This window comes from Rheinheimera maricola (assembly GCF_016918075.2).
GTDB classification, from domain to species: Bacteria; Pseudomonadota; Gammaproteobacteria; order Enterobacterales; family Alteromonadaceae; genus Alishewanella; species Alishewanella maricola_A.
The window spans coordinates 229,097-254,933 of record NZ_JAERPS020000006.1; the positions used below are offsets into that span (position 1 = coordinate 229,097).

21 protein-coding genes are annotated in these 25,837 nt (G+C 51.6%); 12 read left to right on the forward strand and 9 right to left on the reverse strand.

Translation table 11 applies throughout. The annotated features are described in order from the left end of the window. The first annotated feature begins 87 nt into the window (after positions 1-87). The 4 genes from I4W93_RS16585 to I4W93_RS16600 all read left to right on the forward strand — a co-directional run bounded on the left by I4W93_RS16585 (position 88) and on the right by I4W93_RS16600 (position 3,258). Positions 88-1,236 carry a PepSY-associated TM helix domain-containing protein gene (locus I4W93_RS16585; RefSeq protein WP_205311908.1) on the forward strand — a complete coding sequence of 383 codons (1,149 nt, stop codon included), beginning with the start codon at positions 88-90 and terminating at the stop codon, positions 1,234-1,236. Continuing rightward, positions 1,226-1,690 (forward strand): PA2404 family protein, encoded by a 465-nt coding sequence (locus tag I4W93_RS16590; protein ID WP_205311909.1) that lies wholly within the window; start codon positions 1,226-1,228, stop codon positions 1,688-1,690. The genes I4W93_RS16585 and I4W93_RS16590 overlap by 11 nt, the downstream gene beginning before the upstream one ends. Positions 1,691-1,768: 78 nt before the next feature. Beyond that, complete coding sequence (locus I4W93_RS20560; protein WP_205311910.1) at positions 1,769-1,885, forward strand: helix-turn-helix domain-containing protein; 117 nt, start codon at positions 1,769-1,771, stop codon at positions 1,883-1,885. A 119-nt stretch (positions 1,886-2,004) separates the two neighbouring features. Next, positions 2,005-3,258, forward strand: coding sequence for a phospholipase effector Tle1 domain-containing protein (locus I4W93_RS16600; RefSeq protein ID WP_205311911.1), 1,254 nt, complete (start codon positions 2,005-2,007; stop codon positions 3,256-3,258). A gap of 14 nt (positions 3,259-3,272) precedes the next feature. Here I4W93_RS16600 and I4W93_RS16605 read toward each other — a convergent pair whose 3' ends face one another. The 3 genes from I4W93_RS16605 to I4W93_RS16615 are packed head-to-tail and all read right to left on the reverse strand — an operon-like array spanning position 3,273 to position 5,860. Continuing rightward, positions 3,273-4,001: an ABC transporter permease gene (locus I4W93_RS16605; protein WP_205311912.1), complete on the reverse strand. Its 729-nt coding sequence runs from the start codon at positions 3,999-4,001 to the stop codon at positions 3,273-3,275. Then, on the reverse strand, positions 3,998-4,912 hold the full coding sequence (locus I4W93_RS16610) for an ABC transporter ATP-binding protein (protein ID WP_205311913.1): 915 nt from the start codon (positions 4,910-4,912) through the stop codon (positions 3,998-4,000). Before I4W93_RS16610 ends, I4W93_RS16605 begins: the two co-directional genes overlap by 4 nt. A gap of 9 nt (positions 4,913-4,921) precedes the next feature. Further along, on the reverse strand, positions 4,922-5,860 hold the full coding sequence (locus I4W93_RS16615; RefSeq protein WP_205311914.1) for an alpha/beta fold hydrolase: 939 nt from the start codon (positions 5,858-5,860) through the stop codon (positions 4,922-4,924). A 193-nt stretch (positions 5,861-6,053) separates the two neighbouring features. On the opposite strand from I4W93_RS16615, the gene I4W93_RS16620 reads away from it, so the two are divergent. The 5 genes from I4W93_RS16620 to I4W93_RS16640 all read left to right on the forward strand — a co-directional run bounded on the left by I4W93_RS16620 (position 6,054) and on the right by I4W93_RS16640 (position 11,383). Further along, positions 6,054-7,130 (forward strand): sensor histidine kinase, encoded by a 1,077-nt coding sequence (locus tag I4W93_RS16620; protein ID WP_205311915.1) that lies wholly within the window; start codon positions 6,054-6,056, stop codon positions 7,128-7,130. After that, positions 7,127-7,723, forward strand: coding sequence for a response regulator transcription factor (locus I4W93_RS16625; protein ID WP_205311916.1), 597 nt, complete (start codon positions 7,127-7,129; stop codon positions 7,721-7,723). The genes I4W93_RS16620 and I4W93_RS16625 overlap by 4 nt, the downstream gene beginning before the upstream one ends. 52 nt (positions 7,724-7,775) lie before the next feature. Beyond that, positions 7,776-8,672, forward strand: coding sequence for a DUF2785 domain-containing protein (locus tag I4W93_RS16630; protein ID WP_205311917.1), 897 nt, complete (start codon positions 7,776-7,778; stop codon positions 8,670-8,672). Positions 8,673-8,785: 113 nt separating this feature from the next. Continuing rightward, entirely contained in the window at positions 8,786-10,237 is a 1,452-nt protein-coding gene (gene dgt, locus I4W93_RS16635) for a dGTPase (RefSeq protein WP_205311918.1), read from the forward strand. A gap of 168 nt (positions 10,238-10,405) precedes the next feature. Then, positions 10,406-11,383, forward strand: coding sequence for an aldo/keto reductase (locus I4W93_RS16640; protein ID WP_205311919.1), 978 nt, complete (start codon positions 10,406-10,408; stop codon positions 11,381-11,383). A gap of 4 nt (positions 11,384-11,387) precedes the next feature. On the opposite strand, the gene I4W93_RS16645 is transcribed toward I4W93_RS16640, so the two are convergent. Further along, positions 11,388-12,035 (reverse strand): TetR/AcrR family transcriptional regulator, encoded by a 648-nt coding sequence (locus I4W93_RS16645; protein ID WP_205311920.1) that lies wholly within the window; start codon positions 12,033-12,035, stop codon positions 11,388-11,390. A 2-nt stretch (positions 12,036-12,037) separates the two neighbouring features. Next, on the reverse strand, positions 12,038-13,507 hold the full coding sequence (locus I4W93_RS16650) for a coniferyl aldehyde dehydrogenase (protein ID WP_205311921.1): 1,470 nt from the start codon (positions 13,505-13,507) through the stop codon (positions 12,038-12,040). Positions 13,508-13,674: 167 nt separating this feature from the next. Between I4W93_RS16650 and I4W93_RS16655 the strand changes: the two genes are divergently transcribed. Then, positions 13,675-14,877 carry an MFS transporter gene (locus I4W93_RS16655; RefSeq protein ID WP_205311922.1) on the forward strand — a complete coding sequence of 401 codons (1,203 nt, stop codon included), beginning with the start codon at positions 13,675-13,677 and terminating at the stop codon, positions 14,875-14,877. A gap of 134 nt (positions 14,878-15,011) precedes the next feature. Here I4W93_RS16655 and I4W93_RS16660 read toward each other — a convergent pair whose 3' ends face one another. From I4W93_RS16660 to I4W93_RS16670, 3 genes are read right to left on the reverse strand one after another with little or no spacing between them, the layout of a single operon-like run. Beyond that, entirely contained in the window at positions 15,012-16,016 is a 1,005-nt protein-coding gene (locus I4W93_RS16660) for a LacI family DNA-binding transcriptional regulator (protein WP_205311923.1), read from the reverse strand. A gap of 21 nt (positions 16,017-16,037) precedes the next feature. Then, positions 16,038-17,399 carry a glycoside-pentoside-hexuronide (GPH):cation symporter gene (locus I4W93_RS16665; RefSeq protein WP_205311924.1) on the reverse strand — a complete coding sequence of 454 codons (1,362 nt, stop codon included), beginning with the start codon at positions 17,397-17,399 and terminating at the stop codon, positions 16,038-16,040. 16 nt (positions 17,400-17,415) lie between these two features. Continuing rightward, positions 17,416-18,753 (reverse strand): GH1 family beta-glucosidase, encoded by a 1,338-nt coding sequence (locus tag I4W93_RS16670; protein WP_205311925.1) that lies wholly within the window; start codon positions 18,751-18,753, stop codon positions 17,416-17,418. A gap of 155 nt (positions 18,754-18,908) precedes the next feature. Between I4W93_RS16670 and I4W93_RS16675 the strand changes: the two genes are divergently transcribed. Together I4W93_RS16675 and I4W93_RS16680 are read left to right on the forward strand one after the other, a co-directional pair. Beyond that, on the forward strand, positions 18,909-20,156 hold the full coding sequence (locus I4W93_RS16675) for a sugar MFS transporter (protein WP_205311926.1): 1,248 nt from the start codon (positions 18,909-18,911) through the stop codon (positions 20,154-20,156). Between the two features lie 10 nt (positions 20,157-20,166). Further along, positions 20,167-22,701, forward strand: coding sequence for a glycoside hydrolase family 3 N-terminal domain-containing protein (locus I4W93_RS16680; RefSeq protein WP_205311927.1), 2,535 nt, complete (start codon positions 20,167-20,169; stop codon positions 22,699-22,701). 138 nt (positions 22,702-22,839) lie between these two features. Here I4W93_RS16680 and I4W93_RS16685 read toward each other — a convergent pair whose 3' ends face one another. Next, positions 22,840-25,815, reverse strand: coding sequence for a TonB-dependent receptor (locus tag I4W93_RS16685; RefSeq protein WP_224673512.1), 2,976 nt, complete (start codon positions 25,813-25,815; stop codon positions 22,840-22,842). Between the last annotated feature and the right edge of the window lie 22 nt (positions 25,816-25,837).

Below are 25,837 nucleotides of genomic sequence, written 5' to 3' on the forward strand. Positions count from 1 at the left end.
TCAATATCAATTACAACTACGGTTGATAAGCATTACCATTAGCATTAAACTATGCGGTAAGAATGAAGGTACAAAGGCAGTGGTAGTATGGCAAAACTCAATAATCGTTTTTGGTTTCAGTTGCACGGCTGGTTTTCACTGCCTATCTGGCTGATTTTCTGCTTCGTCTGCCTTACTGGCACTATTGCGGTATTCAGTCACGAATTGACCTGGTTAACCAACCCGGCCTCACGCGCCACTAACCCGGATAAGCTGCCGGCAAAACCAGTGGCAGAGCTGGTAGCTAAAGTGCAGCAGGCATATCCAACGGCTGATGTTGGTGGTGTTATGCTATTTGAGCCTTATCTGGTGCATGCGATTACATTTACCGATCAAGACAAGCCGTTTGCTATTGCCTACGTAAACCAGTACAGCGGTAAAATTCAGCAAATCAATGAAGGTATTACCTTTATTGGTTTTATGCGCAGCCTGCATGGCTGGTTGCTGTTTCCGTGGCAAAGCAGCCATAGCATTGGCTATTACTTAGTGTCTGCCATGGCGCTGGTAATGCTGGGTGCGCTGGTGACCGGCTTAGTGATTTACAAAAACTTCTGGCGCAGCTTTACCCAACCGAAAATACGTTTTAAGCAGGGTAAAAAAACCATCCTGACTGATTTACACCGTTTAGCCGGTGTTTGGTCTATTTGGTTTTTGATGGTGATGAGCGCCACAGGGCTGTGGTATCTGGTACAGGCGGTAATGTGGCATGCCGATATTGATATCGAGCCACATGCACCATTGGTGGCGGTAACGGATATTCCGGCGCAGCACAGCGCCCCCCCGGTTAGCTTTGCTGATGCCATGCACATTGCGCAGCAGCGCTTCCCCAATTTTCAGCCCAGCTATCTCATGTTGCCCGAGCACAATCGCGGCATGTATAGCCTGATGGGCGGCGGCGAGCATATCTTTTATGATCAGTACTCGTACAACCTGAGCATTAATCCCTGGACCGGCGACATAGCCCACGAAAAATCGCCAGCAAACATGACAGCACTGCAATCGGTAATGCATATTGCCGACCCATTGCACTACGGCACACTTGGCGGCGTTTGGACCAAAGCCATCTGGTTTTTGTTTGGCCTGATTTTATCTGGCATGTCAGTTACCGGTTTTATGATGTGGGGCAGCCGCACCGTTAAAGCCGTGCGTGCAAGCCGCAATGCCCGCTCTTTACAGGAGATTAACCATGGCGCGTAGTAACAGTTTTTGGCAGCGACACAAATACAAACTTAACGCTCTGGTGCTGTTGTTGCCACTGTGGTTTTTGTATCAGTCATTAACGCCCCAATTCCCGCCAGCCTGGCCGGCACAGCAAGTAGGCGAATTTGAAATAGCGCCAATGCCACTGAATTTAGAACCACCCTATGCACACCACGACGAGTACGTTAAAGACTTTATGCTGATGTTTAGCAAAGGCGATATCCGTACCATCCGCCAGGGTTATGTAAATATCGGCCCGGCCGCCTTGCCGCTGGCGCAGTTGCAACAAAGTGAAGAAGGTATACTACACGGCAGCCGCCACGGCCAGCATGTGCACGCTATAGCGCCAGCGCATTTAAGCAATACAGATAAAGTCTGGCTGACGCTGCAAACCTGGCAGGGTACAACACTCACCACCAGCTGGCGTTTACCGGCAGAGTTACTGCACTAAATTGCCATCAACCCGGCAATGCATTAGCCTGCACACCGGCAATTGCTACTAGTGTTTTGCATCCAGTAGCGCTTGTAATTGCTGCAGCTGTCGTTACAACTGGCGCAGGGTAACAAAACACAGGCCGCCAAATTATTGCAGTTGCCTTACAAAACGCTGCTGTACCGGCTGGAAAAATATCAGTTAAGTCATTAGGTAAGCTGTAACCCACATCGCAGCGCTCATTTTTTAGCCAGCATGCACTATACTTAGCCCTGCAACCGCGCCGTCACTAAACCCAGTGTGGCAGGCTATTGTTACTCAGGAGCTTCGCTATGACAGCTGCAAAACGTATTATTATTTGTTGTGACGGTACCTGGAACGCGCCAGACGACGACCCAACCAATGTAACCAAATTGGTACGCAGCATTAAGCCGCAAGCCGCAGATGGTATGCATCAAGTGGTGTTTTACGACAACGGTATTGGCACCGGTGACGCGGTGGATAAATATATTGGCGGCGCCTTTGGCTATGGTATGGAGAAAAATGTACTCGATGGCTACCGCTTTCTGGTGCACAACTATCACTTGGGTGATGAATTATATTTTCTTGGTTTTAGCCGTGGCGCTTTCACAGCGCGTGCACTGGTGGGGTTGGTCAGTAGTGTCGGCCTGATAGAGAAAGATGGCTTAGATCAGCTTAAAAACGCCTATCAGTATTATCGCACTGCTCCGGAAAAACGCCCAACCTCGCAATATGAAAGCAACTACAAACCTGACATTCAAATGGTAGGCGTGTTTGATACCGTTGGTGCTTTGGGTGCGCCAACTCGGTTGCTAGGGAAACTAACCAAGCCGTGGGTTGGCTTTTACAACACCCATATCAGCTCATTGGTAAAACATGCTTACCATGCCCTGGCGCTGGATGAACGGCGCGGCCCGTTTATTCCAGATTTATGGACCGGCAGTCTAAAGCCGGACCAGGTGATGGAGCAATGCTGGTTTGCCGGCGCTCACGCCGATATTGGTGGTGGCTATCAACAATGTGGTTTGTCTGATATTACGCTACTTTGGATGGTTAATAAGGCACGCAATCTCGGGCTGGATTTTAATCAACATTACCTCGAGACGTTGTGCAAACCTGATCTACACATGCAACCACATAATTCCTATTCTTTCAGTTATAAAATTCTGGAAAAACTCGGTGGCGGCGAATCGGTGCGAAACATTTACGGCGAGGCTGATAATCCGCCAATTAATATCAGCATTCATGACAGCGTTTATCAGCGCATTGCTGCAGGCGCCTATCAGCCGCAAAACCCCGACTTTCCAGCTGCAGATAAACTAGCTGACCGGCGCGGGCAATCCCGTTATCTGGCCGGAAATGCTCCGGCTAGCTTGCAATGGCAAGAGACTGCAGCCAGTTGCCAGTTACTTGACATCAGTAAAGGCGGCGGGGCGCGTATTTTGTTTCAGGGCAAACTGGATACCGGTGACGAAGTCGCGCTGGACAGCGAGCAGTTTGGCCATAACAGCGCGCGTTGTGTATGGAAAAAAGGCAATCAGTACGGCTTGCAGTTTGCCGCCTGATGCCTGGTAAAGGTTTACAACTGGCGAAAGCGTCTGGCGCAGGCCAAGGCAAGCAGCAAGGTGGTTACCAACAGTACCAACAGGTGCCACCCAATAGCCACGCCCTGATCCTGCGCTATGACCTTTAAACCCAGCTGTGACAAATGAAAGCTGGGCCAAATCCAGGCCAATTGCTGCAGCCAACCGGGAAACAGAAACAACGGTAGCCACAAGCCAGACAAAAACGCCATTGGCAGATAGAGCAAGTTCACTACACCCGGCGCCGCTTTATCTGACAAACTTAACCCCAAAAGCAGGCCCAATAATGCAAACGGCAGGGTGCCCAGCAGCATCGTCAATGCCAGCAACAGCCACTGTGACGTGTGCAGCTCGACCTTACCCAAAAGCGCGCCAGCGCTAAATAGTAGCAGCAAAATAACCATTGAAAACACTAAACTGGTACTAAGCTTGCCCAGCAAATAAGCACTAAACGGCATTGGCGATAACTGCTTTAGCGTTAACCAGCCATGAGCACGGTCGCTGGCAATACCGGCCGCAAAGTTAAACATGGCCGGGCCCATAATACCAAAGCAACTATAGGTAACCAGCAGATAATCGGCACCGGCACCGCCACGAAAAAACACGCCGAAAAACAGGTAAAACATCAGTGGAAAGGCCAGTGCTGGTAGCACAAAAGCCGGCGTGCGCACTATACTGAGTAAATCGTAACGCGCCTCTTTGTAATACAGACTTAAACCGCTCATGCTACCTCCTCTTGTGTCGTCAACTGTAAAAACGCCTGCTCCAGCGCTACCGCTTTCACTTCCAGCGCGCTGACATTGGCATCGGCCTGCAATAGCGCCAACACCGTTTGCTCGGCCGCCTGGCTTACCAGACAAATGCGGTGCTGTTGCCGCTCAAGTTGCACCACCGCCGGCAGGGCCAGTAACTGTTGATCAGACAACAGCGTGTGGCAGTAAATCTGTTTACCGCTGATTTGTGCAGTTAGCTGAGCCGGGCTGCCCTGCGCCACAATCTGCCCACCTTGCAATACTGCTATGCTATCGGCTAGTTGCTCAGCTTCTTCCAGATAATGGGTGGTTAGCACTATGCTGACACCACTTTGCTTAAGCTCACGAATTTGCTGCCATAACGCGCGGCGGGCCTGCACATCCATGCCCAGAGTAGGCTCATCAAGAAACACTAAGTCTGGCTTGCCCGCCAGCGCCAAGGCAAACAACAAACGCTGCTTCTGGCCACCAGACAGCAAGCCAAAACGGTTATGCGCTTGCGCTTGCAAACCGGCTATCTGTAGCAGTTCCGCCACCGTTTTGCCGTTACGGTAGTAACTGGCAAACAAATCACACTGCTCGGCCACCGTTAAATTGGCACTGGCCGTGCCAATCTGCATCATCACACCCAGCCGCTGGCGCAGCGCTGAGCTGCGTTTGCTGCCCTGTTGGCGCTGGCCAAACAAGCTGATGTCGCCGCCATCAACCTTTACCAGCCCCAAAATGGCGGAGATCAGTGTGGTTTTACCGGCGCCATTGGGGCCAAGTATTGCCAGAATTTCACCGGCAGCAAGGTCAACCGACACCCCCTGCAGTACCGGCTGGCGGTTATAGGCTTTGTGCAGTGTATTCACTGCCAGCACCGCCTCGGTATTTGCTTGCATGCTGCCTCCTTAACCTTGCTGTTTAGCCAAAAACTGCTGAATTTGCTGATTCAGCCAGTCTGGTGCGTCCGCCATAATAAAATGCTTGGAATCACGGGCAAAAGCGAAGCGGTGAAACTCTGCCGGTGCATTGGCTAACTGCGTCTCGTAATTAGCCTGTACCTGCTCCGGCGTGCTATAGGGTGCGCCATGCTGCAATGCACCCAAGGTCAGCACAGGTACGCGGATCTTGCCAAGCTGAGGCCGTAAATCTGCCCGCATCAGTTCGCCCATTACCCGACCCGAGGTAGCACCGTCTGAGCGGTACATATCTGCCACTATGCGTTGCTGCCATTGCTCATTGCTGGCCATACTTTTTGCCATACTCATTGGGTCAAAGCCGCCGCGGTTTTGCTGTGGTTTGTTATCGCTTGTTGTGCTGCTGGTTTGCCCGTTACCTTGCGCGCTGTTTTGTTTGAAGAGGGCCCCCAATGCCGGTAAGCCGTCAACATTGATAGCAGCTGCAATCGTTTCAGGTGCGTTAGCGGCCAAGGCTAGTGCCAGGTAACCGCCCAGTGAGTGGCCAATTACCACCGGTTTATCCAGCTGTTGTTCACTGATATAACGCAAAATAGCCTGTTGTTGCGTGGCCAGGTAGCCCTCGCCCCAGCTTTGCATTGGTAGCGGTTTTACCCCGGCAAAGCCGGCCAGAGTAAAGATATGCAGTTGATAGTCGGCTTTTAGCAGGTCAACCGTGCTTTGCCATACCTCACCAGATGAAGCCACACCCGGAATAAGTATAACGGCCGGGCCCTGGCCAACGACGGTAACGTCGAAGCAGGCGCAGGCTTGCTGCTGCACCACTGGCGCCCTGTCAGCTTGAGCCGCGCTGGAGCTAAAGCTAACTAAGCCGCCCGTTAAACCTAAAGCCAGAACCAGTGTGCGTAGTGTTGTGTTAAATGCTTTCATGTTGGGTACCCCGTAAATGTTGTTTGGTTTGTTTTGTTGATGAGGCCAGTGTATGCGGCTGGGCTTGGTCACACAGCTAACGCTTGTCAGTAAATGCACATGACAATTGCCACCAAGTAATATGACCTTTGTCACTGGCGCTGCCTGCGGGATCCTGAGTACACTGAGTGCCGGCAAAGTGCGGGAGCAATAAATGGCGCCATACGATAAATTGGAAAGTAAACTGAGCTGGGTTTATCTGATAAACCTTATTTTTTATATTATTCCGTTGTTTACCGTGCGCTTTGTTTTGTGGCAATACGTCAGCATGGCCATGGCACTACTGTTGTTTTTGCTGTGTTACTTTTGGGCGTATCGTTGCAGTCGCAATGACATGCACTGGCCGATTGCCGGTATCGTGTTAGTGGCGACGCTAATCACCCCGGTGAATCCCGGCTCTGTTGCCATGTTTGCCTATGCAGGCTTCTTTATCGGCTACGCTTATTCGCTGCGTCATTTCCTGTGGCTGATGGCAGCGCTGGTTGCTGTGTTGTTGCTATTGGAACTAACCCTGACAATTCCGTGGCGGCTGTTTTTGTACATGGGTGTGCCGATAGTATTGGGCGTGAGTTTTCTCGGCCGTGCCGAACAAGCCAAGCAGCGGCATCGCGCGGCCGAGCTACAAAGTGAAGATGAAATAAAACAATTGGCAACCATGGTAGAGCGCGAACGCATAGCCCGTGATTTGCATGATATTCTTGGCCATACCTTATCCAGCATTATTCTAAAGGCCGATTTAGCCGAAAAACTGCTGGCGCGTCAGCAGGCGGATGCCGCGCAACAGCAACTGACCGAGCTAAGCCAGATAGCACGTGATGCGCTGGGGCAGGTACGGCAAAGCGTGTCGGGTTATAAACATCAAGGCTTGAGCGTAGCAGTCACTAAATTGCTCAGCCGTTTGCGAGATGCCGGTTTTCAGGCTGTGCTAAAAGGCGAAATACCGCAGCTGGATGCCAGACGTGAAACTGCATTAATACTGGCCCTCACTGAATTAGTGACCAATGTGATTCGTCATAGTAAAGGCGACAGTTGCAGCCTGAGTTTTTTGCAGCAAGGTAGTGAGTTTAGCATTTGCCTGAGCGATAACGGCCAAAGCGTTGCCATCACAGAAGGTAATGGCATTTCTGGCCTGCGCGAGCGCTTAGCGGCTATTGGCGCTAGCCTGACGTTGCAGCAACAGCATGGCGTCTCAGCCCTTATACAACTGCCGCAACAGGAGAACGCGCAATGAACATTTTACTGGCTGAAGATCAGGCGATGATCCGCACCGCACTGGCCAGCTTATTGCGCCTGGAAGCTAACTTTACGGTAACTGAAGCGGCCGACGGCACTGCGGCACTTGGGCTTTTAAAACAACAAGCCTTTGATTTACTGCTAAGCGATATTGAAATGCCCGGCCAAACCGGCATTGAACTGGCGCAGTTCGTGCAACAGCAAAAGTTAGCCACCAAGGTGGTGATTATTACCACCTTTGGCCGCGCGGGTTATGTAAAGCGAGCGATGGATGCCGGCGTGGGTGGTTTTTTATTAAAAGATGCCCCGGTAGAGCAACTGGTGCAGGCGATAAAGCAGGTAATGGCCGGTAAGCGCGTGGTCGACAGCGAATTGCTGTTAAATTCACTAGGTGAACAAGACCCGCTAAGCGAAAAAGAGCGCCAGGCACTGCGGCTGGCGGCAGATGGTCAAAGTACCAGTGAGATTGCCGCTGCGCTGTATATTGCCGAAGGCACCGCGCGCAATTACTTATCTGAGGCCATCAGCAAACTCAATGCCGCCAACCGCATTGATGCCGCGCGCATTGCGCGGCAAAAAGGCTGGCTGTAGTATAAAAAGTGGCTTCACGCGCCAAGCAATTAACAAACAAGGACAGCCAGCAATGCAACGGTTCTTATTCATTATTTTCGCACTGCTATGCAGTAGCTGTGCCCTGGCAAATTCTGCCTGTAACAATACTATTAGTGATGCACAGCTGGTTAATTTAAAAGCCAACCAGTTTCAGCCCGCTAAAGGGCAGGTAATTGACCAAGTCGCGCTTAGTTTATTGCCTTGCGTTGGGCATACTAATCCGGCTATTCGCGATGGCGTGGTGTATGAGGCTTACCAGCATTGGCTGCGCAGCAATCTACTCAGTACCAACACCGTGCAACAACTGTTGCAGGCACTACTGCTAAACTTGCAAAACAGTGCCAACGATGCAGAGCAGTTTCGTACTGCATTTTCCGCGCTGATATTGGCAGAGGTCGTCCGGGTTGACCGGATGCAACCCTACCTGAATGCCAACGAGCGTCAGCAGGTGGTCGATAAAATAGCCCAATTTATGACCGCTATTGCTGATTACCGGGGCTTTTCTGAGCAGGAAGGCTGGCGACATAACGTTGCCCACACCGCCGATGCCATATTACAACTCAGCCTGAACAAAGCGCTAAGCGCAGCGCAGGGCCAAACACTGCTGACCGCACTTTTGAGTCAGGTTGCACCGCAGCAGCACTTTTACCATTTTGGCGAACCTAAGCGGATAGCCTTGCCAGTGTTATACCTGTTACTGCAAGAAAAAATCGACCAGCCAGCCTTGCTAAAACAACTGCAAGACCTAGCCAGCCCGGCTCCATTTGCCAGTTGGCAGGCGGTGTATCAAAGTGAACAGGGGCTAGCAAAACTGCATAATACCCGCAGTTTTTTTCAGACACTTTACTTGCTTACCAGCAGCAGCCAAAACACTCGCTTACAAGCTTTAGCCCCTGCTGTGCTGGAGTTAATTCAAAGCATGGGCTAGTCGCGCCAATCAGGCCAGAAACCGGCATTTACCCTTGCGCGCTAGACAACGGCTTTACAAGCTATTGTGGTTTACGCCACACTGAGCCAACAGGGTCAATTCCGGGATATTTGATGGACTTTCACAATAAAATCAAAGCAGACCGCCCACTACAAAGCCGCAGCGGCGAATTGCACAGCGCGTTAGAGAGCGATCGTGGCCGTATTATTCATTCTGCTGCGGTAAGGCGTTTGCAACAAAAAACCCAGGTATTTCCGCTCGAGCGTAATGCCGCGGTACGCAGTCGCTTAACCCATTCACTGGAAGTGCAACAATGCGGCCGTTTTATTGTGCAATCGGTGTTTCGTAGCTTAACAGCAGCGCAATGTGAGCAATATGGCCTTAGCGAATTGGAGCGGCCGGTAGAATCCTTGGTAGAAATGGCCTGCCTGCTACACGACGTGGGCAACCCGCCGTTTGGTCACAGCGGCGAAAGTGCAATAAATCAGTGGTTTAGCGACGCATTGCCTGAACTCACCCAGCAGCACCAGCTGCAACACAATCCGCAGTGGCAAACCTTGTGCACTGAGCTGATGCAATTTGAAGGCAACGCGCAAGCAATCCGGCTGGTGCACAGCTTACAACAGATGAATCTGACTTTTGCGCAAACTGCCTGCATTTTAAAGTACACCCGCTGCGCCACCAGCGGCACACCCGATAAAATACATCCACTTAGCTACCTGCAAAAAAAACCGGGCTATTTTTACAGTGAGCAGCAATTTGTCGAGCAATTGTGGTGCGAACTGGCTACAGCACCAGGCTGTCGTCACCCGCTGACATACATTATGGAAGCCGCTGATGATATTTCGTATTGCCTGGCCGACATTGAAGATGCGGTAGAAAAAGGCTTGTTTAGCTTAAAAGAGCTGGCGCATCAGCTAAATACTGCCTTTGCTGAACTAGAGCCAGATGGGCGCTTAATTAAGACTGAGCGCGGCGGTAGTGCCAGTTTTTCAGCACTCATTAAAGCCGCCTTAGATAGTGCAGAGGCTGAGCCGGTGAATGCCGCCTCAACCTTTTTTATCAAACTACGTGTCATGATGATCCACCCATTGGTGCGCCATGCTGCAGCGCAGTTTATCAGTAACATTGCTCAGGTGTATGACGGCACATTAAACCGTGCTTTGCTTGAAGATAACAGCCAGTATCATGCTATTACCGCCACCTTTAAACAGGTAGCGCGTAAGTTCGTGTTTAATCAGAGTGAAGTTGAAACCCTGGAACTGCAGGGCTTTCGCATTATTGCTGGCTTACTACACAGTTATCAACCACTACTACAATTATCACGCGCAGACTTTACCGCTGTACTGCAAGACCGCGGCTATCACTTGTGCCAACAACAACGGCTGGCGCATCGACTGCCCAATAAGCATGTTGCTGCCTATCAGCAGGCAGTAGCGCAAATAACACCCGACGATACGGCGTTAGAATTGTATTATCGCTGTCGTCTGCTGCAGGATTTTATCAGTGGCATGACAGACCATTTTGCTTTTGATGAATATCAAACGCTGGTGCAATGCGCTTGACACTGCGGCTGAATAAATCAACCGTTGCAGCTAAAGCCCAGCACAATACTGTGTTGGCCCACCTGTAACTCCGCTGGATATGTTTCATATACCACGACAACAGCGCTGTCGTGGTAAGCTGATTGGCATTGCACTATAACCGCCCCTTCGCCAGAAACAGGATAGCCTATGCCATCGCCTACTTACCCATTAAGTCATTACGTTTCAAATAATAGCGGCTTGCTGTTTGGCTGTATGAACCTTGGTGGTGGCTGGAACCACAACCCTGTTAGTGCCGCAGATCTGCGCCAGGCCCATCAGGTGATTGATGCGGCGCTAGAGGCAGGTATCTGTGTGTTTGACCATGCCGATATTTACACCTTTGGTAAAGCAGAACAGGTATTTGGCCAGGTGCTGCAGCAGCGACCAGAGCTACGCGAGCAAATCAGCCTGCAATCCAAATGCGGTATCCGTTTTGCCGATACCAACACGCCACAGCGTTACGATTTTTCCGCCGCCTGGATCCAACAATCCGTAGATAACATTCTGGCGCGGCTGCAAACCGAGCAGCTGGATATCCTGTTGCTGCACCGGCCTGATCCGCTGATGCAACCGGAAGAAGTCGCCGACATCTTCGCCCGGCTGCAGCAAGCTGGCAAAGTAAAACACTTTGGTGTGTCTAATATGCAGCAACATCAAATAGCGCTGCTGCAGGATGCTATGCCTACGCCACTGGTGGTGAATCAGCTGGAGCTAAGCTTAAGCCATCTGGCTTGGCTGGACGAGGGCACAACTGCGGGTTGCAGCGGTGAAACCGGCGTTAATTTTAGCAGCGGCACCATTGAATACTGTCGCCGCAATAAAGTGCAGCTGCAGGCCTGGGGCAGCTTAAGCCAGGGGCTGTTTAGTGGTGCTGATATTAGTAACCAGCCCCACGCAGTGCAGGCTACGGCCGAACTAGTGGCACAGTTGGCAGCAGAATATCAGCTTAGCAAGGAAGCGATAGTATTGGGCTGGTTAATGCGCCACCCGGCACAAATTCAACCTGTTATTGGCACCACTAACCTGCAGCGCATTAAAGCCTGTGCCGAAGCGACTAAGCTGCAGTTGAGCCGCGAGCACTGGTATGCCTTGTACCTGGCCGCACGCGGTAAAGCCCTGCAATAACGCTTTAACCCTGCACAGCACCCAGCCATAAGCGGCGGACAGCCGCGCTCAACTCAGTGGCAAAATCACGCTGCAATGCCGTAAGCCCCGCTTGTTGCACCAACAACATTACCGCGGCAGGCATACGGGTGCTTTGATACAGCCCCAACGTTAATGCATAGCTATGCAGCAGTAACTGGCTGGCACTGGCTGCTGTTAGCTCAGAAAAACGTGCAGCCAGTTGTGCCCCCAGGCCATCCAGCGCTTGTGCCAGTTGTTGTTTAAACAGCAGCAACTGTTGCTGCGGCAGATTTTGCTCCAGCACGGCATTTAACAACGCCAGCAGCGGCAGCAAGCTGTCTGACTGCTGTAATCCTTTGAGGTAGGCGCTGGCAAAGGGCGCCGCGGCTGCCGCTAAAGGCTGTGGCAGCTCTGCGATAGTGCTTTGTAGCTGGCGAAACAAGTGACTGAAATCTTCGCTTAACAGCGCCAAAAAAATTTGTTCTTTGCTTTTGAAATAGCGATATACGGTACCTTTGGCTAAACCGGTAGCCATAGCAATATCGGCCACGGCCGGCAAGCGCTGCTGCTGTAAAAACAGCTGTCTGGCAGCGGCCAGAAAATCCTGGCGTCGCTGCGCTTTGGCTTCGGCACTAATAGCATTCTGTTTCATGCTTAGCCTTTAAATTTAATCAGCCAGTCGGTCATTTTTTCTGCCAGCTTGCCGTAGGGTGGCAACAGCATGCTGACACTGTTATACGCGCCTTGCTTAAATACCGGCCTTAGCTTAGAAAAGGTAACAAAACCTTCGTAGCCGTGATAATGCCCCATGCCGCTGTCGCCAATGCCACCAAACGGCAAATCATGCTGGCCAACATGCAAAATAGCGTGGTTAATGGTAACGCCGCCGGACATCACTTCGTTGATGTAACGCTGCTGCAATGCACTGTCGTGCGTAAAGGGGTAAAACGCCAGTGGCCGTGGCCGGGCATTAATGTAGTTCACCACTTCAGCTACATCGGTGTAGCTTTTTACCGGCAACAAGGGGCCGAAAATCTCACGCTGCATTACCTGCATGTCATCGCTGACATTAAACAGCAACGTTAACGGAAACTTGCGCAGGCCCGGCGTCGGGGTTTGCCCCGGCATCAGGTTTACCGCGGTAGCGCCTTTGGCAATGGCATCGTCCAGCGTGTGCTGCAACCGCTGGTAAGCACGTTCGTCAATGATGGCGGTGTAATCGTTACTATTTATGTCGGGGTAGCGCTTAGCCACCAACTGCAGCGCCAACCCAGTAAAAGCCTGCTCGCTACCTTGTGGTAAAAACAGGTAGTCGACATTAGTACAAATTTGTCCGGCGTTAAAAGCTTTGGCCCATAAAATACGGTCGGCAGCCTTATGTAACGGGAAATCTGCCGCTACCACGGCCGGCGACTTGCCGCCTAACTCCAGCGTCACCGGGGTCAGGTTTTTCGCCGCGCTGGCCATTACCGCCCGGCCGGTTTGCGCCGAGCCGGTAAAAAACAAATGATCAAATGGCTGTGCCGAAAAGGCCGGGCCACTGCCACCGTTGTCGGCAAACACCTGCAGTTTTTCTGCCGGGAAATATTGCGGCACTAACTTGATTAACAACTGTGCCAACTGTTCTGAGTTTTCTGACATCTTGATCATAGCGCGGTTACCGGCGGCAAAAATGGCCACCAACGGCGACAGCGACAGCATAATAGGAAAGTTCCACGGCACTATTACGCCCACAACCCCCAGCGGCTGTGGCACTACTACACAGCTGGACGTCGGAAACAACAACCGGTCGATATGCCGTTTTTGCGGCTTCAGCCATTTTTTCAACTGCTTCTGCGTGCGGCCAATGTCTTCCAGCACCATCAGTATTTCCGAAAAACGGGTTTCAAAGCGGCAGCGACTGCCATAATCGGCATTGACGGCCGCAACCAGGGCGGCTTCGTTATCACGGATCAGCGCTTTAAGCGCGTCCAACGTTGCCAATCGCTGCTGCAGCGTGGGTACCGGATCGGCATGATAGGCACGGCGTTGCAGTGTTAGCGCCGTAGCGAACTGGTCAAAAGCCGGGCTAGTTTGCGCCGGGTTGGCCGAAGTATGATCTGCAATGGCGTTGGTTTGATACATAGCTAACCTTAAAAGTGACTAATGGTCATTTATGCTTCACAGATTAATGACCAATGGTCATTTTGTCAAACAGGCGGCATAACTAAGACTTAAAGCCAGTAACATTGGCCGGCACAAGCTGCTATGCTGCACGCTTTCACAGCCTATAGCCTCCCGCTGGAGTTGCCATGTCATCGCGTTCACAATCTGCGTTTTATATTATGCTCGGCGGCTCGCTGGTACTAACCATAGCGCTTGGCATTCGCCACGGCTTTGGATTGTTTTTATCACCCATGAGTGATGAATTTGGCTGGGGCCGCGAAACCTTTGCGCTGGCAATAGCGCTGCAAAACCTGATCTGGGGCCTGACCCAGCCGTTAACCGGCGCCCTGGCCGACCGCATTGGTGCCAAAAAAGTGGTGCTGGCTGGCGGCCTGTTTTACGCAGCGGGTTTAGCCACCATGGCAATGGCCAGTAGCGGCGTAACGCTGGCTTTAAGCGCCGGCGTGTTGATTGGCCTGGCGTTGTCTGGCACCTCTTTTACCATCATTCTCGGTGCTATCGGCCGCGCTGTGCCGGTAGAAAAACGCAGTATGGCGATGGGCATTGCCAGTGCGGCGGGATCTTTTGGCCAGTTTATTATGTTACCCGGCACACTGCTGTTGATTACTCAGCTGGGCTGGGCGGCCGCGCTAACGGCATTGGGGGTGATGGCATTATTAATAGCGCCACTGGCTTTTATGTTAAAAACGCCGCTATCTGACAGCACTGGCGGGCCGGAGCAAAGCCTGGAGCAAGCGCTGCGGCAAGCGATGGCGCATAAAGGCTTTTGGCTGTTATCGCTGGGCTTTTTTGTCTGTGGTTTTCAGGTGGTGTTTATTGGCATTCATTTACCGGCTTATCTGGTCGACATGCAATTAGCGCCGCTGGTTGGTACTACCGTGCTGGCGCTAATTGGGTTATTCAATATTTTTGGCACCTACACTGCCGGCTGGCTGGGCGGGCGCATGTCAAAACCGCTGTTGCTCAGCGCGCTATACGGTATCCGCGCTGTGGTGATTATGGCCTTTATATTGCTGCCACTGACAAATTGGACGGCGTACATTTTTGGTATGGCGATGGGGCTGCTGTGGTTATCAACGGTTCCGCTGACCAACGGTACCGTGGCGAGTATTTTCGGCGTGCGTTATTTGTCGATGCTGGGCGGTATCGTGTTTTTGTTCCATCAGCTGGGCGCGTTTTTGGGTGGCTGGTTTGGTGGCTATGTGTACGATAAAACCGGCAATTATGATCTGGTGTGGTATATCGCTATTGGTTTAAGCGTGCTGGCCGCGGTGCTAAATTTACCGGTAAAAGAGCAGGCAGCGCTAGCCAGGCCGGTAACCGCATGAAAAATCATTGGAAAAAATTATTACTGCTGGTCTTGGCGGCACTGCTGGCTGCAGGCTGGTGGGGCTGGCAGGCTGGTGGTATGCAGTTACTGCAACCCGGCCTTGCGTGGTGCTAACACAGTGCTAATTTAGCGCTAGCGAACCGGCGCAGCGGCCGATTCACGCCATACCACTACCGGTTCAAACACGTTTTTCAGCTGCAACGCCTGCTGTTGGTAGATATTTTTCAACACCCAACGTGCGGCCATCCGGCCCATCTCGCCGATGGGATAGTCAATAGTGGTAAGTTTGGGATGGATATAACGCGCCAAAATCAGGTTATCAAAGCCAACTATTGATAACTGCTGCGGCACCTGCAAGCCATGCTCTCGTGCCACTTCCATAGCGCCAGCTGCCATTTCATCGTTGGCACACACCAAAGCAGTAAAAGCCTGACCTTGGGCCAGTAATTGTTGCATGCAGCTGCTGCCACTACTGTCCTGAAAGTCGCCCTGGGCAAATAACAGTGTGTCAAACCGCACCCCGAATTCGGCCATCGCACGTAAATGACCGGCATAACGGTCTTTGGCATCACTTTTCCACATTGGCCCGGAAATATAAGCCAGCTGGGTATGGCCCTGCGCCAGCAACTGTTTAGTGGCCAGATAACCGCCCAACTCATTGTTCAAACAAATGCAGTTGTCTTGCAATTGCGGGATATAACGGTTAATTAGCACTATTGGCAGGTTGCCCGCCGCCAACTTGATTAGATAGTCATCAGACACTGCCTCTACATGCAAGATTAACGCATCACAGCTGCGGCTGATTAAAAACTCGATGCCGTCTTTTTCACTGGCCTCTTCACTATGGCCGGCGGCAATAATTACGTGCTTACCGGCAGCCCGGCATTCGTTTTCAATACCGCTAAGCATCTCACCATAAAACGGGCCATGTAATTCAGATACCAGAATACCTACACTGTTAGAGCGGTTCGACGCCAGCGATTGCGCTATCGAGTTGGGCCGATAGCCCAGTTGCTCCATCGCTGCCAACACTTTATTGCGTGTGGCTTCACTAACACGGGCATTGTTATTCATTACCCGCGACACGGTCGCCAGTGACACACCCGCCAGTTCTGATACCTGATAAATCGTTGCCATTGCCTGCCTGCACTGAAAGTATTAAGCCTGCACTTTATCATGCCCCGACGTTGTGTCGCCAGCACGGCGCTGTAGCTGCTGATGAATATCCAGCACCCGGGCACTGTTAAGGCGATAGCGGCTCATCACTAGTGCCACCAGCACCGAACCAATAGCCGGCAGTAGCGTGAAGCTAAGCAATATACCCTGCTGTGTGGCTGCGGTTTGTGCCACGTCAGCCTGATAGTTGTAAAACGCCAGTAGCCAGCCCGCTAGCGCACCGCCCAGCGCCAGGCCAAGTTTGATAAAAAATACGATAGAGGAATACACCAGGCCGGTAATGCGGATACCGGTTTTGTAGTGGCCATAGTCCACCGCATCGGCCATTTTTGCCCATAACAACGGGGTGGCCATTTGTAAAAAGAAACCCCAGAAAAAGTACAGTGCGAAGGCCAGCACCACCTGATCCGGCGTGATAAAAAAGCTCAGCATGCAAATGCCAGCAGATATAAGCTGCAGGCCAATATAGGCTTTTACTTTATCAACATAACGGTTAAGCCGTTGCGCCAGGGCGCAACCGGCAATATTGCCCAGCATACCCAGCGTAACAAAAGCGGTAATTAACTCTTCGCGGCCTAAAAAATACTTCACATAGTAAATTGCCAGCGTGCTGCGAAGCACCATACCTGTTAGCAGAAAAAATGCGGCAACACACAAAATACGCCACTGGTCGTTTTGCCATAATGAGGCAAAACTGCCACGCAAGGTCAGTTGCTGGTCCGGTGGTGTCGACACCCGTTCACGGGTACCGGCAAAGCACAGCAAAAATAGCACCAGGCCCAGCGCACTCATGACGGCAATAGTTAACTGATAGCCTTTGGCGTTATCGCCGTTACCAAAGAAATTTACCAGCGGTAGGGTGCAAGCCGTAACCAGTAAACCGCCTAGCATGCCAAATACAAACCGGTAAGATTGCACCGACACCCGCTCAGTCGGGTCAGCTGTTAACACCCCGCCTAATGCGGAATAAGGAATATTAATGGCGGTATAGGCCAGCATTAGCAAGGTGTAGGTAGCAAAGGCGTATATCACCTTACCATTTGCCGATAAGTCTGGTGTGGTAAACGCCAGCACACTACACAGCGCAAACGGTAGTGCCAGCCAGAGTAAGTAGGGCCGGTATTTACCGTGCCGGCTTTGGGTTTTATCGGCCAGCGCGCCCATTAGCGGGTCGGTAACCGCATCGATAATACGTACCAGTAAAAACATACTGCCGACTACCGCCGGTGAAATACCAAAGATATCGGTATAAAAAAAAGTTAAAAACAGCATCACCGTCTGAAACACAATATTACTGGCAGTGTCACCCAAGCCGTAGGCTACCTTTTCGCGCTTACTCAGCATGCTGTATGCCCCTGTTTTATCGTTGTATTCGCGCGGCGAACAGATCGCGCAATGCGATGGCGCTGACTTTTAGCGTGCGCTGTTGGCTCTGATAATCAACATACACGATACCAAAGCGTTTGGCATAGCCCTCGGCCCATTCAAAGTTGTCCATCAGGCTCCAGGCAAAGTAGCCATCAATCCTGACACCGGCTTGTATTGCATCTTCTGTGGCCTGCAAATGCTGCTGAAAATAGCTAATGCGGGCAGTATCCTGCACCTCGCCTTGTAGCAGGATATCGGGCATAGCGGCGCCATTCTCGGTAATGTACACCGGCGGCAGAGTGTATCGCTGATGCATAGCCTGCAAAATTTCGGTTAATCCCTGCGGGTAAATTTCCCACCCCATATCAGTCAATGGCGGCTGTGTTGGCGGCACATCACTAAACCAGTCTTTACTGTTGCCGCGGTATACTGTGCGGGTGTAGTAATTAATTCCCAGAAAATCCAGCGGTTGGGCAATAATCGCCATATCACCGTCAGCGATATCCGGCTGTTCAGCATCAGCCAGTTGCGCCAACAGCGCCGGATAGCAGCCTTCAAGCAAAGGCTGAATATACCAGTGGTTATGGTACTGATCCGCCATCTCAGCCGCACGGCGGTCAGCGTCGGTATGACTGGCAGGATGGCAGGGGCTAAAATTCAGCACTATGCCGTTTTGTGCCTGCGGGGCATTTTTTTGCAATACCTGCATCGCCAAACCATGCGCCAGCAATAAATGGTGCGCCACCTGGCGGCCTTGTTTGCGATTTTGTACACCGGGTGCATGAATGCCAGCTTCATAACTTAAGTAAGCACTGCAAAAGGGTTCATTTAACGTGGCGTAAGAATACACCCGGTTACCAAAAGCACGGCTCACCACATCGGCATATTCGGCAAATTTATACGCAGTGTCACGGTTTAGCCAGCCGCCATTATCCTGCAGGTATTGTGGCAAATCCCAATGATACAGAGTAACAAAGGCTTTAATGTTGCGCGCTTGCAGGGCATCCAGCAGCTGCAGATAGAAATCGAGCCCAGCCTGATTAATGCTGCCATCACGGCGGATAACCCGGCCCCAGGCAATGGAAAAGCGATAGGCATCTACGCCCAGTGCCGCAATCAGTTCAACGTCTTCACGCCAGCGGTTGACATGGTCGCAGGCTACCAGGCCATCTGAGCCATCTTTTATCCGGCCCGGTGTGGCACAAAAGGTATCCCAGATACAGGGCTCGCGGCTGTCAGCAGCGCCTTCAATTTGAAAAGCGGCAGTGGCCACGCCAAATACGAACTCTGGGCGTAGCAGGGGTGAGGTTTTCGCTAAAGTTATCTTCATCTGTTTTGCTATCTTCCGATCAGGCTGTTGCTAGCGGCAATACAACAAAAAATATTGCCAACAGCGGGATATATGCTATAAATGAAAGCGCTTACATTATACTAGACGGCTGTTTTGTCGCCGTCAATTAAAAACACAAATCGCCGGGGGGCAAGATGGCAGCATCACCATTAACTAACGACGCCGTGGCAGAGTCTACGCCAGGTCAGACGAATTACCGCTTTGCGCTGACGTCGCTAACGTCGCTGTTTTTTATCTGGGGTTTTATTACCTGTCTGAACGACATTTTGGTGCCCTATTTAAAAGGCTTATTTGATTTAACTTACACTCAAGCGCTGTTAATTCAGTTCTGCTTTTTTAGCGCTTATTTTGTTGTGTCAGTGCCGGCCGGCATTCTGGTAAGCCGTATTGGCTATCAGTCTGGCATTGTTACCGGCTTGCTGATTGCCGGTGCGGGTTGCTTGTTATTTTACCCGGCTGCTGCCGCACACTATTACCCACTGTTTTTAATCGCTCTGTTTGTGCTGGCTGCCGGCATCACCATATTGCAAGTTGCCGCCAACCCTTATGTCAGTGTGTTAGGTAAGCCAGAAACTGCCTCCAGCCGTTTAACTATGACGCAGGCCTTTAACTCGCTGGGCACCACAGTGGCACCGTTTTTTGGTGCCTGGCTTATTTTTGGCGGTATGGACGCACCTAAACCGGGCGAAGTGACCGAGTCTACCGTGCAGTTACCTTATTTGTTGTTGGCCGCAGCCCTAATTGTTATGGCACTGATTTTTGCCTTTTTGCGCCTGCCTAAATTGGGCAAAAAGGATGCTGAAATAACTATCACCGGCAATGCCTGGCAATATCGCCATCTGGTGCTGGGTGCACTGGGTATTTTTGTTTATGTCGGGGCAGAAGTAGGCATTGGTAGCTTTTTAGTCAGCTTTATTACCCAGCCGGATATTGGTGCGCTGGAAGCGAAAACTGCTTCACATTACATTGCCTGGTATTTTGGTGGCGCTATGATGGGGCGCTTTATTGGCGCTGTGGTAATGCAATATCTGGCGCCAGGCAAGGTGCTGGCATTTAATGCGGTGTGTGCTGCGGTCCTTTTGGCGGTCACCATTGCCACCGGCGGCAGCCTGGCCATGTTTGCCATTTTACTGGTTGGTTTGTGTAACTCTATTATGTTCCCCACCATTTTTAGCCTGGCCATTGCCGGCTTAAAACAGCATACCAGCCAGGGCTCTGGCATTTTATGTCTGGCAATTGTCGGTGGCGCCGTATTGCCACTGGCGCAAGCAGCGCTGGCCGACAATTTTGGTGTCCAGCTGGCCTTTATTATCCCGCTGTTATGTTATGTCTATATTGCCTGGTATGGCGCCGTGGGCAGCAAGCCGCGCACTACTGTTTAAGGAGTACCGCATGAGATCTGAGTTTAAACCTTCATTGCTGGCGCTAAGCTGTGCGCTGGCGTTGTCGGCCTGCAGCCAGCCGCAACCGCAGGCGACTGCCGGCAGCAGCGGCACTGACCGTGCTGCCGCTATCTGGCCACAACTGACACTGCCGGTGGTGCAAGATGTGGCAATGGAGCAACGTATCAGTGCTATGTTGGCAAACATGACCCTGCAACAAAAAGTTGCGCAGATGATCCAGCCGGAAATCCGCGATATTACTGTCGAAGACATGCGCAAATACGGCTTTGGTTCATTTTTAAACGGTGGCGGCGCGTTTCCAAACGATAACAAACACGCCACCCCGGCCGACTGGATAGCACTGGCTGATGCCATGTATCAGGCCTCCATTGACGACAGCCTCGACGGCAGCACTATTCCCACCATGTGGGGCACCGATGCGGTGCATGGCCACAACAATGTGATTGGCGCTACGTTATTTCCGCACAATATTGGTTTGGGTGCGGCGAATAACCCGGCGCTAATTGAACAAATTGCCCGGGTTACCGCACGTGAAGTAATGGTGACCGGTATCGACTGGGTTTTTGCGCCAACCGTAGCAGTGGTGCGTGACGATCGCTGGGGCCGCACTTATGAGGGCTACTCGGAAGATCCTGCCATAGTGCATGATTACGCTGCGGCTATTGTTACCGGTTTGCAGGGCGCCGCCGATAAAGATTTCTTAGGCGATGAGCGTGTAATCAGCACAGTAAAACATTTTGTTGGCGACGGCGGCACCGTGGGTGGCGACGACCAGGGCGACAATATTGCCAGCGAGGCGGACTTGTTCCGTATCCATGCTCAGGGCTATGTTGGTGGTTTGCAAGCAGGTGCTCAGTCGGTGATGGCGTCGTTTAACAGCTGGCAAGGCAGTAAAATTCATGGTGACAAATACCTGCTAACCGATGTGCTGAAAAACCGTATGGGTTTTGATGGCTTTATCGTTGGCGACTGGAACGGCCATGGCCAGATCCCGGGTTGCAGCAATGACAACTGCCCACAAGCAGCACTGGCCGGCTTAGATATTTATATGGTGCCAACCCAAGCATGGAGGCCACTGTATGAAAACCTGATCAGTCAGGTGGAAGCAGGCGTGATCCCTTTAAGCCGCATTGACGATGCCGTGCGGCGTATTTTGCGCGTTAAACTGCGTGCCGGCTTGTTTGACAAGCCCAGCCCAGCCAACAGGCCATTATCTGGCAAAACAGAACTGATTGGCTCAGCTGAGCATCGCGCCGTAGCGCGTGAGGCAGTGCAACAATCTTTGGTACTGCTGAAAAACAACGACAATCTGCTACCGCTTAAGCCCACACAGCGCATTTTGGTGACCGGTGAAGGTGCCGACAATATCGGCATGCAGTCTGGTGGCTGGACTATCAGCTGGCAGGGCACCGGTAATACCAATAGCGATTTCCCCGGTGGCAGCTCTATTTACGCCGGGATTAAGCAAGCGGTTGACGCCGCTGGCGGCAAGGTAGAACTGAGCGGCGATGGCAGCTATCAGCAAAAGCCCGATGTCGCTGTAGTGGTGTTTGGTGAGCAGCCCTATGCCGAGGGCAATGGCGATTTAGATAACCTGGAGTACCAGCGTGGTAATAAAACCGACTTAGCCCTGCTGCGCAAACTGCAGGCCGACGGTATCAAGGTGGTGTCCTTGTTTATCAGCGGCCGGCCGTTGTGGGTTAACCCTGAATTAAACGCTTCCGACGCCTTTGTCGCGGTGTGGTTACCTGGCAGCGAAGGTGGCGGTGTCGCCGATGTCATCATGGCCAAAGCCGACGGCAGTGTAAATAAAGACTTCCACGGCAAACTGTCATTTAGCTGGCCGGCCACGCCACAACAGCATGCTAATGTCGCTGATGCCGATTACCAGCCGCTCCTGCCTTATAGTTTTGGCTTAACCTATGGCCAAGCCAGCACGCTAAGCAACAGCCTGAATGAGCAGGTAGCCGCAGATAACAGCCTCGACGCTTTAGTGCTGTTTGAGCGCGCGGTTAAACCGCCGTATCAGCTGGTTCTGCACAGTGGCGATAGCAGCCAAACCATGGACAGCAGCGTCGCCCAGCTGGGTAACATTGCCGTGCGCACCTTTGATAACAAGGTGCAGGAAGATGCCCGCCGCTTAAGCTTTAGCGGCGCTGCTAAAGTCAGTTTAACCAGTGCCTTCCCGGCCGATTTACGCTCGTACCATGAAGCAGGTAGCGCCTTGGTCGTTGAGCTGCAGTACAGCGGTAATGTGCCGGATAGTGTGTTACTTGGCATGAACTGCGCCAAAAACTGTGCCGCCAGCATTAATATTGCCTCCCAGTTACGGGCACTGCCAGACGGCCAATGGCATAGCCTTAGCGTCGATTTAAGCTGCTTAGCTAAACAAGGTGCTGATTTTAGCCAAATCTTCACCCCGCTGTCGGTGCAAACCGACGGCCCGTTGCAATTAAGCTTCAGCGATATCCGTCTGGTACCGGCACAAGCGGCCAACGCCAGCCTTCGTTGTCAGGCAGAGTAAGCTCAGCATCTGACAACCGTTTCTCTCGTGTGTGTTTTCTGCCAGCATTAGCTGGCAGTTTTTTTACTTGCCACAAAACAGCAGACATAAAAAATGCCCGGCTAGCGGGCATTTTAGTTTTAGATACAGTTCAAGCTATCAGAAACTATAGCGTGCACCGAGTGTATAGCGTGGACCATACTGTCGGGCAAACAGGAACTGCTCTTCATAGCGGCCGTAAGCCTCTTCGGTCTCGTTAGTCAGGTTAATACCTTCAAAGAATACCGTCAGTTGCTCGTTAACATCATAGTTCACACTTAAATCCCACTGCGCGTAGTCTCTACCAAACTGCGGTGGGTTGTCTGACGAACCCTGGCCCTGGCCCACGCCAATCAGGTAGCTGTCACGCCAGGCGTAAGTAGCCTTAACCGACAAGCCATCTTTTTCGTAGAACAACTGCAAGTTTGCTGAATCACTTAAACCTTCCAGCGGCGACTGCTGCACCAGGCTGTTAGAATCAAACTCGACATCGCCATCAACAATAGTCGCATTGACGCCAAAGCCGAAACCGGTATCACCAATCAGGTGTTGCCAGGCAGCTTCTATACCTTGCACAGATTTTTTGTCGGTGTTTCTGGGCTGGCTAATGCTCCATACAATCAATGGATCGGCACTGGTCGGTTCAATCTTGCCTTCAGCATTACCATTGCCGTTCGCCAGCATTTGCTCAAATATTGCTGTGCTGGTAGCTTGCTCACCGCGCGCTTCAATATCGGCAACCGCTTGCATATAACGCGGGCCATTCAAAATGTCGTGTAAACCTTCGATGGTAATATCGGTAATGCCATTAGAAATAAAGTTGTCTACACTTTTATGGAAGTAACCAATAGAAGCGTAACTACCTGCGGCATAGTAGTACTCTAAACTCAGATCAAAGTTAGTTGACTCAAATGGCAGCAGATTAGTATTACCCTGGCCACCACTACGTGAACCCGGCTTAGGGCTACCACTTAAGCTACGGCCACCGGCCAGCGCACCCAACGGCGCCCGGGCAATGGTTTTACCCCAGGAAAAACGGCTTACCACATCGTCGGTTAGGTCCACTTTTACGTCAAACATAGGCAGCAGTACGTCATGCTTACCGGTCAGCGTAAGGAAATTATCAGCACCACCCTGCTCGTACTGCATTATCCATTCTGACGCACTTTCCCAGTTTACCTGACGCTCAACGCGTTGGCGCACCGTGCTGGAAACATCGGTTTCTTCGTAGCGCAAACCGGCATTTAGAAATACCGGATAACCGGCGACTTCAAAATCCCAGTCGGTTTGCACATACACACTGGTGGTAACTTCTTCAACATAGCTTTCGCTATCTATGCCATCAAAGTAGGCATCCGGCACGTACACATCAGAGCCCATTACCGCTTCGGTTAAAAAGGCAGCCTGACGCTGCACTGCCTCATCAAAATCATAGGTGTAGTAGTAATTACTTAACAGACCGCTGCCACCACCCTGAAACTGATCAAGGAAGCCGCTGGTGCTGTTGCGGGTAAACATACTGTCTGGGAAAATCTCAGTAAAAGACGGGCTAAAACCCGGACCGCCGCGCAAGCCACTCCAAGCATTCCAGCCACCCATGGTTTGCTCGGTGCGGGCAATACCGCCGGTAACTTTTTCCAACGGGATATTATCAAACACCGAATTAAACCAGGTACCGTCCAGCTGCAGCTGCTGCACATCAGACTCACCCGGCGAATGGGTAAACTGGCTGAAGTTAGAGTCAATCTCACCCGGCTGTAACTCGTTGGTACCGTTGCGCCAGCGCACATAGGCCTGCGGGATGTCGCCGGTGCGATAATCATACACTTTGCTAAGCAATTGATCTGAGCCAAGAATAACCTGACCAGCATTGCCACTGCCCTTATCCGCGCCGTTGTCAGTTTTATTGTTGGAATCATGGTAGTCGACCGAGATATCGAAATCTTCCGTCAATTGCCAAGCCATATTAAAACCAATAGAGCTGGCTTTTACTTCCGTGGTGTTTCTGTTGGCCGTAAAGGATGCATCATTGCCACTGATATCGGCAAATACTGCTGTGCCATTTTCATCCAGTTCATAAGCATTGATATTACTGCCAAATTCGTTCCAAATACCCCAACCGAAACTTTCAGCGCCGGTGATGGCGCGGCTCGCGGTATAGTCCAGTGTAAATGTCATGGCATCGGTAGGGGCAAACTGCAAGGTAAGCTGGCCATTGGTGCGTTCACGCTGCACATCTTCAAAGCCATAGTTCATATCTTTGGGGAAAAATGCCGGACCACGGTTGCCGTTGGCATCCACTGGCCGCGCATCCACCACCTTTGACGCATCCAGCTCTGGCAGCTGGTTAGAGGTATTAGTGTCTTGCACCTGCCAGCCCTGAATGTTGGCTTGCTGCGATTGGAAGTCTCGGCGATGATGTGACACGGACAGTGCAACACCAAACTTATCGTCAGCAAAGGTATTGCTGTAAATACCAGCCACTTCAGGTGTAATGTCATCGCCTTTTACGTTAGAGCTGTCGTGCAGGGCTTTGGCCATAACCGACATTTTCTGTCCCGGGCTGGATAACGGCTTAGCGGTAACAATATTTACCGTCGCGCCTAAACCACCACTGGGGTTGGCGGCACGGGCAGTTTTTTGCACCTCCAGCGCGCTAACACCTTCCGAGGATAAATTCTCCAGATTATATGAGCGTGAGTAACCGGTGCCTGGCATCTGCCGGCCATTTAACGTAACCAGGTTAAACGCCGGGCCAAAACCGCGCACCGTGATCTGGCTACCTTCACCGTTGGCCCGGCTTACCGACACACCGGTAATGCGCTGCAGTGATTCGGCCAGATTGGTATCCGGAAACTTACCCATCTCTTCAGCAGAAATGGCATCCATAACACCGGTGCCCTGACGCTTCATATTCATTGAACGCGCCAGTGAACCACGAATACCTTTGATTTGAATAATTTCGACGTTAACGTCTTTTACTTCCTGCTCGGTAGCTTCAGCTTCTTGCGCCTGCAGTGGCAATAACAGGCCTGCAGTCAGCACAACAGAAACGGCGATAGCAACCTGACTTTTATTAAATAATGTTGGTTTCATAATCTTTTTACTCTCGTCGCAC

Bases quoted from the DNA above. Each gene is read 5' to 3' on its own strand.
- I4W93_RS16590 (WP_205311909.1), top strand. From the start codon at position 1,226: ATGGCGCGTAGTAACAGTTTTTGGCAGCGACACAAATACAAACTTAAC.
- I4W93_RS16600 (WP_205311911.1), top strand. From the start codon at position 2,005: ATGACAGCTGCAAAACGTATTATTATTTGTTGTGACGGTACCTGGAAC.
- I4W93_RS16610 (WP_205311913.1), bottom strand. From the start codon at position 4,912: ATGCAAGCAAATACCGAGGCGGTGCTGGCAGTGAATACACTGCACAAA.
- I4W93_RS16675 (WP_205311926.1), top strand. From the start codon at position 18,909: ATGGCAGCATCACCATTAACTAACGACGCCGTGGCAGAGTCTACGCCA.
- I4W93_RS16615 (WP_205311914.1), bottom strand. From the start codon at position 5,860: ATGAAAGCATTTAACACAACACTACGCACACTGGTTCTGGCTTTAGGT.
- I4W93_RS16670 (WP_205311925.1), bottom strand. From the start codon at position 18,753: ATGAAGATAACTTTAGCGAAAACCTCACCCCTGCTACGCCCAGAGTTC.
- I4W93_RS16640 (WP_205311919.1), top strand. From the start codon at position 10,406: ATGCCATCGCCTACTTACCCATTAAGTCATTACGTTTCAAATAATAGC.
- I4W93_RS16585 (WP_205311908.1), top strand. From the start codon at position 88: ATGGCAAAACTCAATAATCGTTTTTGGTTTCAGTTGCACGGCTGGTTT.
- I4W93_RS16665 (WP_205311924.1), bottom strand. From the start codon at position 17,399: ATGCTGAGTAAGCGCGAAAAGGTAGCCTACGGCTTGGGTGACACTGCC.
- I4W93_RS16685 (WP_224673512.1), bottom strand. From the start codon at position 25,815: ATGAAACCAACATTATTTAATAAAAGTCAGGTTGCTATCGCCGTTTCT.
- I4W93_RS16680 (WP_205311927.1), top strand. From the start codon at position 20,167: ATGAGATCTGAGTTTAAACCTTCATTGCTGGCGCTAAGCTGTGCGCTG.
- I4W93_RS16655 (WP_205311922.1), top strand. From the start codon at position 13,675: ATGTCATCGCGTTCACAATCTGCGTTTTATATTATGCTCGGCGGCTCG.
- I4W93_RS16625 (WP_205311916.1), top strand. From the start codon at position 7,127: ATGAACATTTTACTGGCTGAAGATCAGGCGATGATCCGCACCGCACTG.
- I4W93_RS16620 (WP_205311915.1), top strand. From the start codon at position 6,054: ATGGCGCCATACGATAAATTGGAAAGTAAACTGAGCTGGGTTTATCTG.
- I4W93_RS16645 (WP_205311920.1), bottom strand. From the start codon at position 12,035: ATGAAACAGAATGCTATTAGTGCCGAAGCCAAAGCGCAGCGACGCCAG.
- dgt (WP_205311918.1), top strand. From the start codon at position 8,786: ATGGACTTTCACAATAAAATCAAAGCAGACCGCCCACTACAAAGCCGC.
- I4W93_RS16605 (WP_205311912.1), bottom strand. From the start codon at position 4,001: ATGAGCGGTTTAAGTCTGTATTACAAAGAGGCGCGTTACGATTTACTC.
- I4W93_RS16650 (WP_205311921.1), bottom strand. From the start codon at position 13,507: ATGTATCAAACCAACGCCATTGCAGATCATACTTCGGCCAACCCGGCG.
- I4W93_RS16660 (WP_205311923.1), bottom strand. From the start codon at position 16,016: ATGGCAACGATTTATCAGGTATCAGAACTGGCGGGTGTGTCACTGGCG.
- I4W93_RS16630 (WP_205311917.1), top strand. From the start codon at position 7,776: ATGCAACGGTTCTTATTCATTATTTTCGCACTGCTATGCAGTAGCTGT.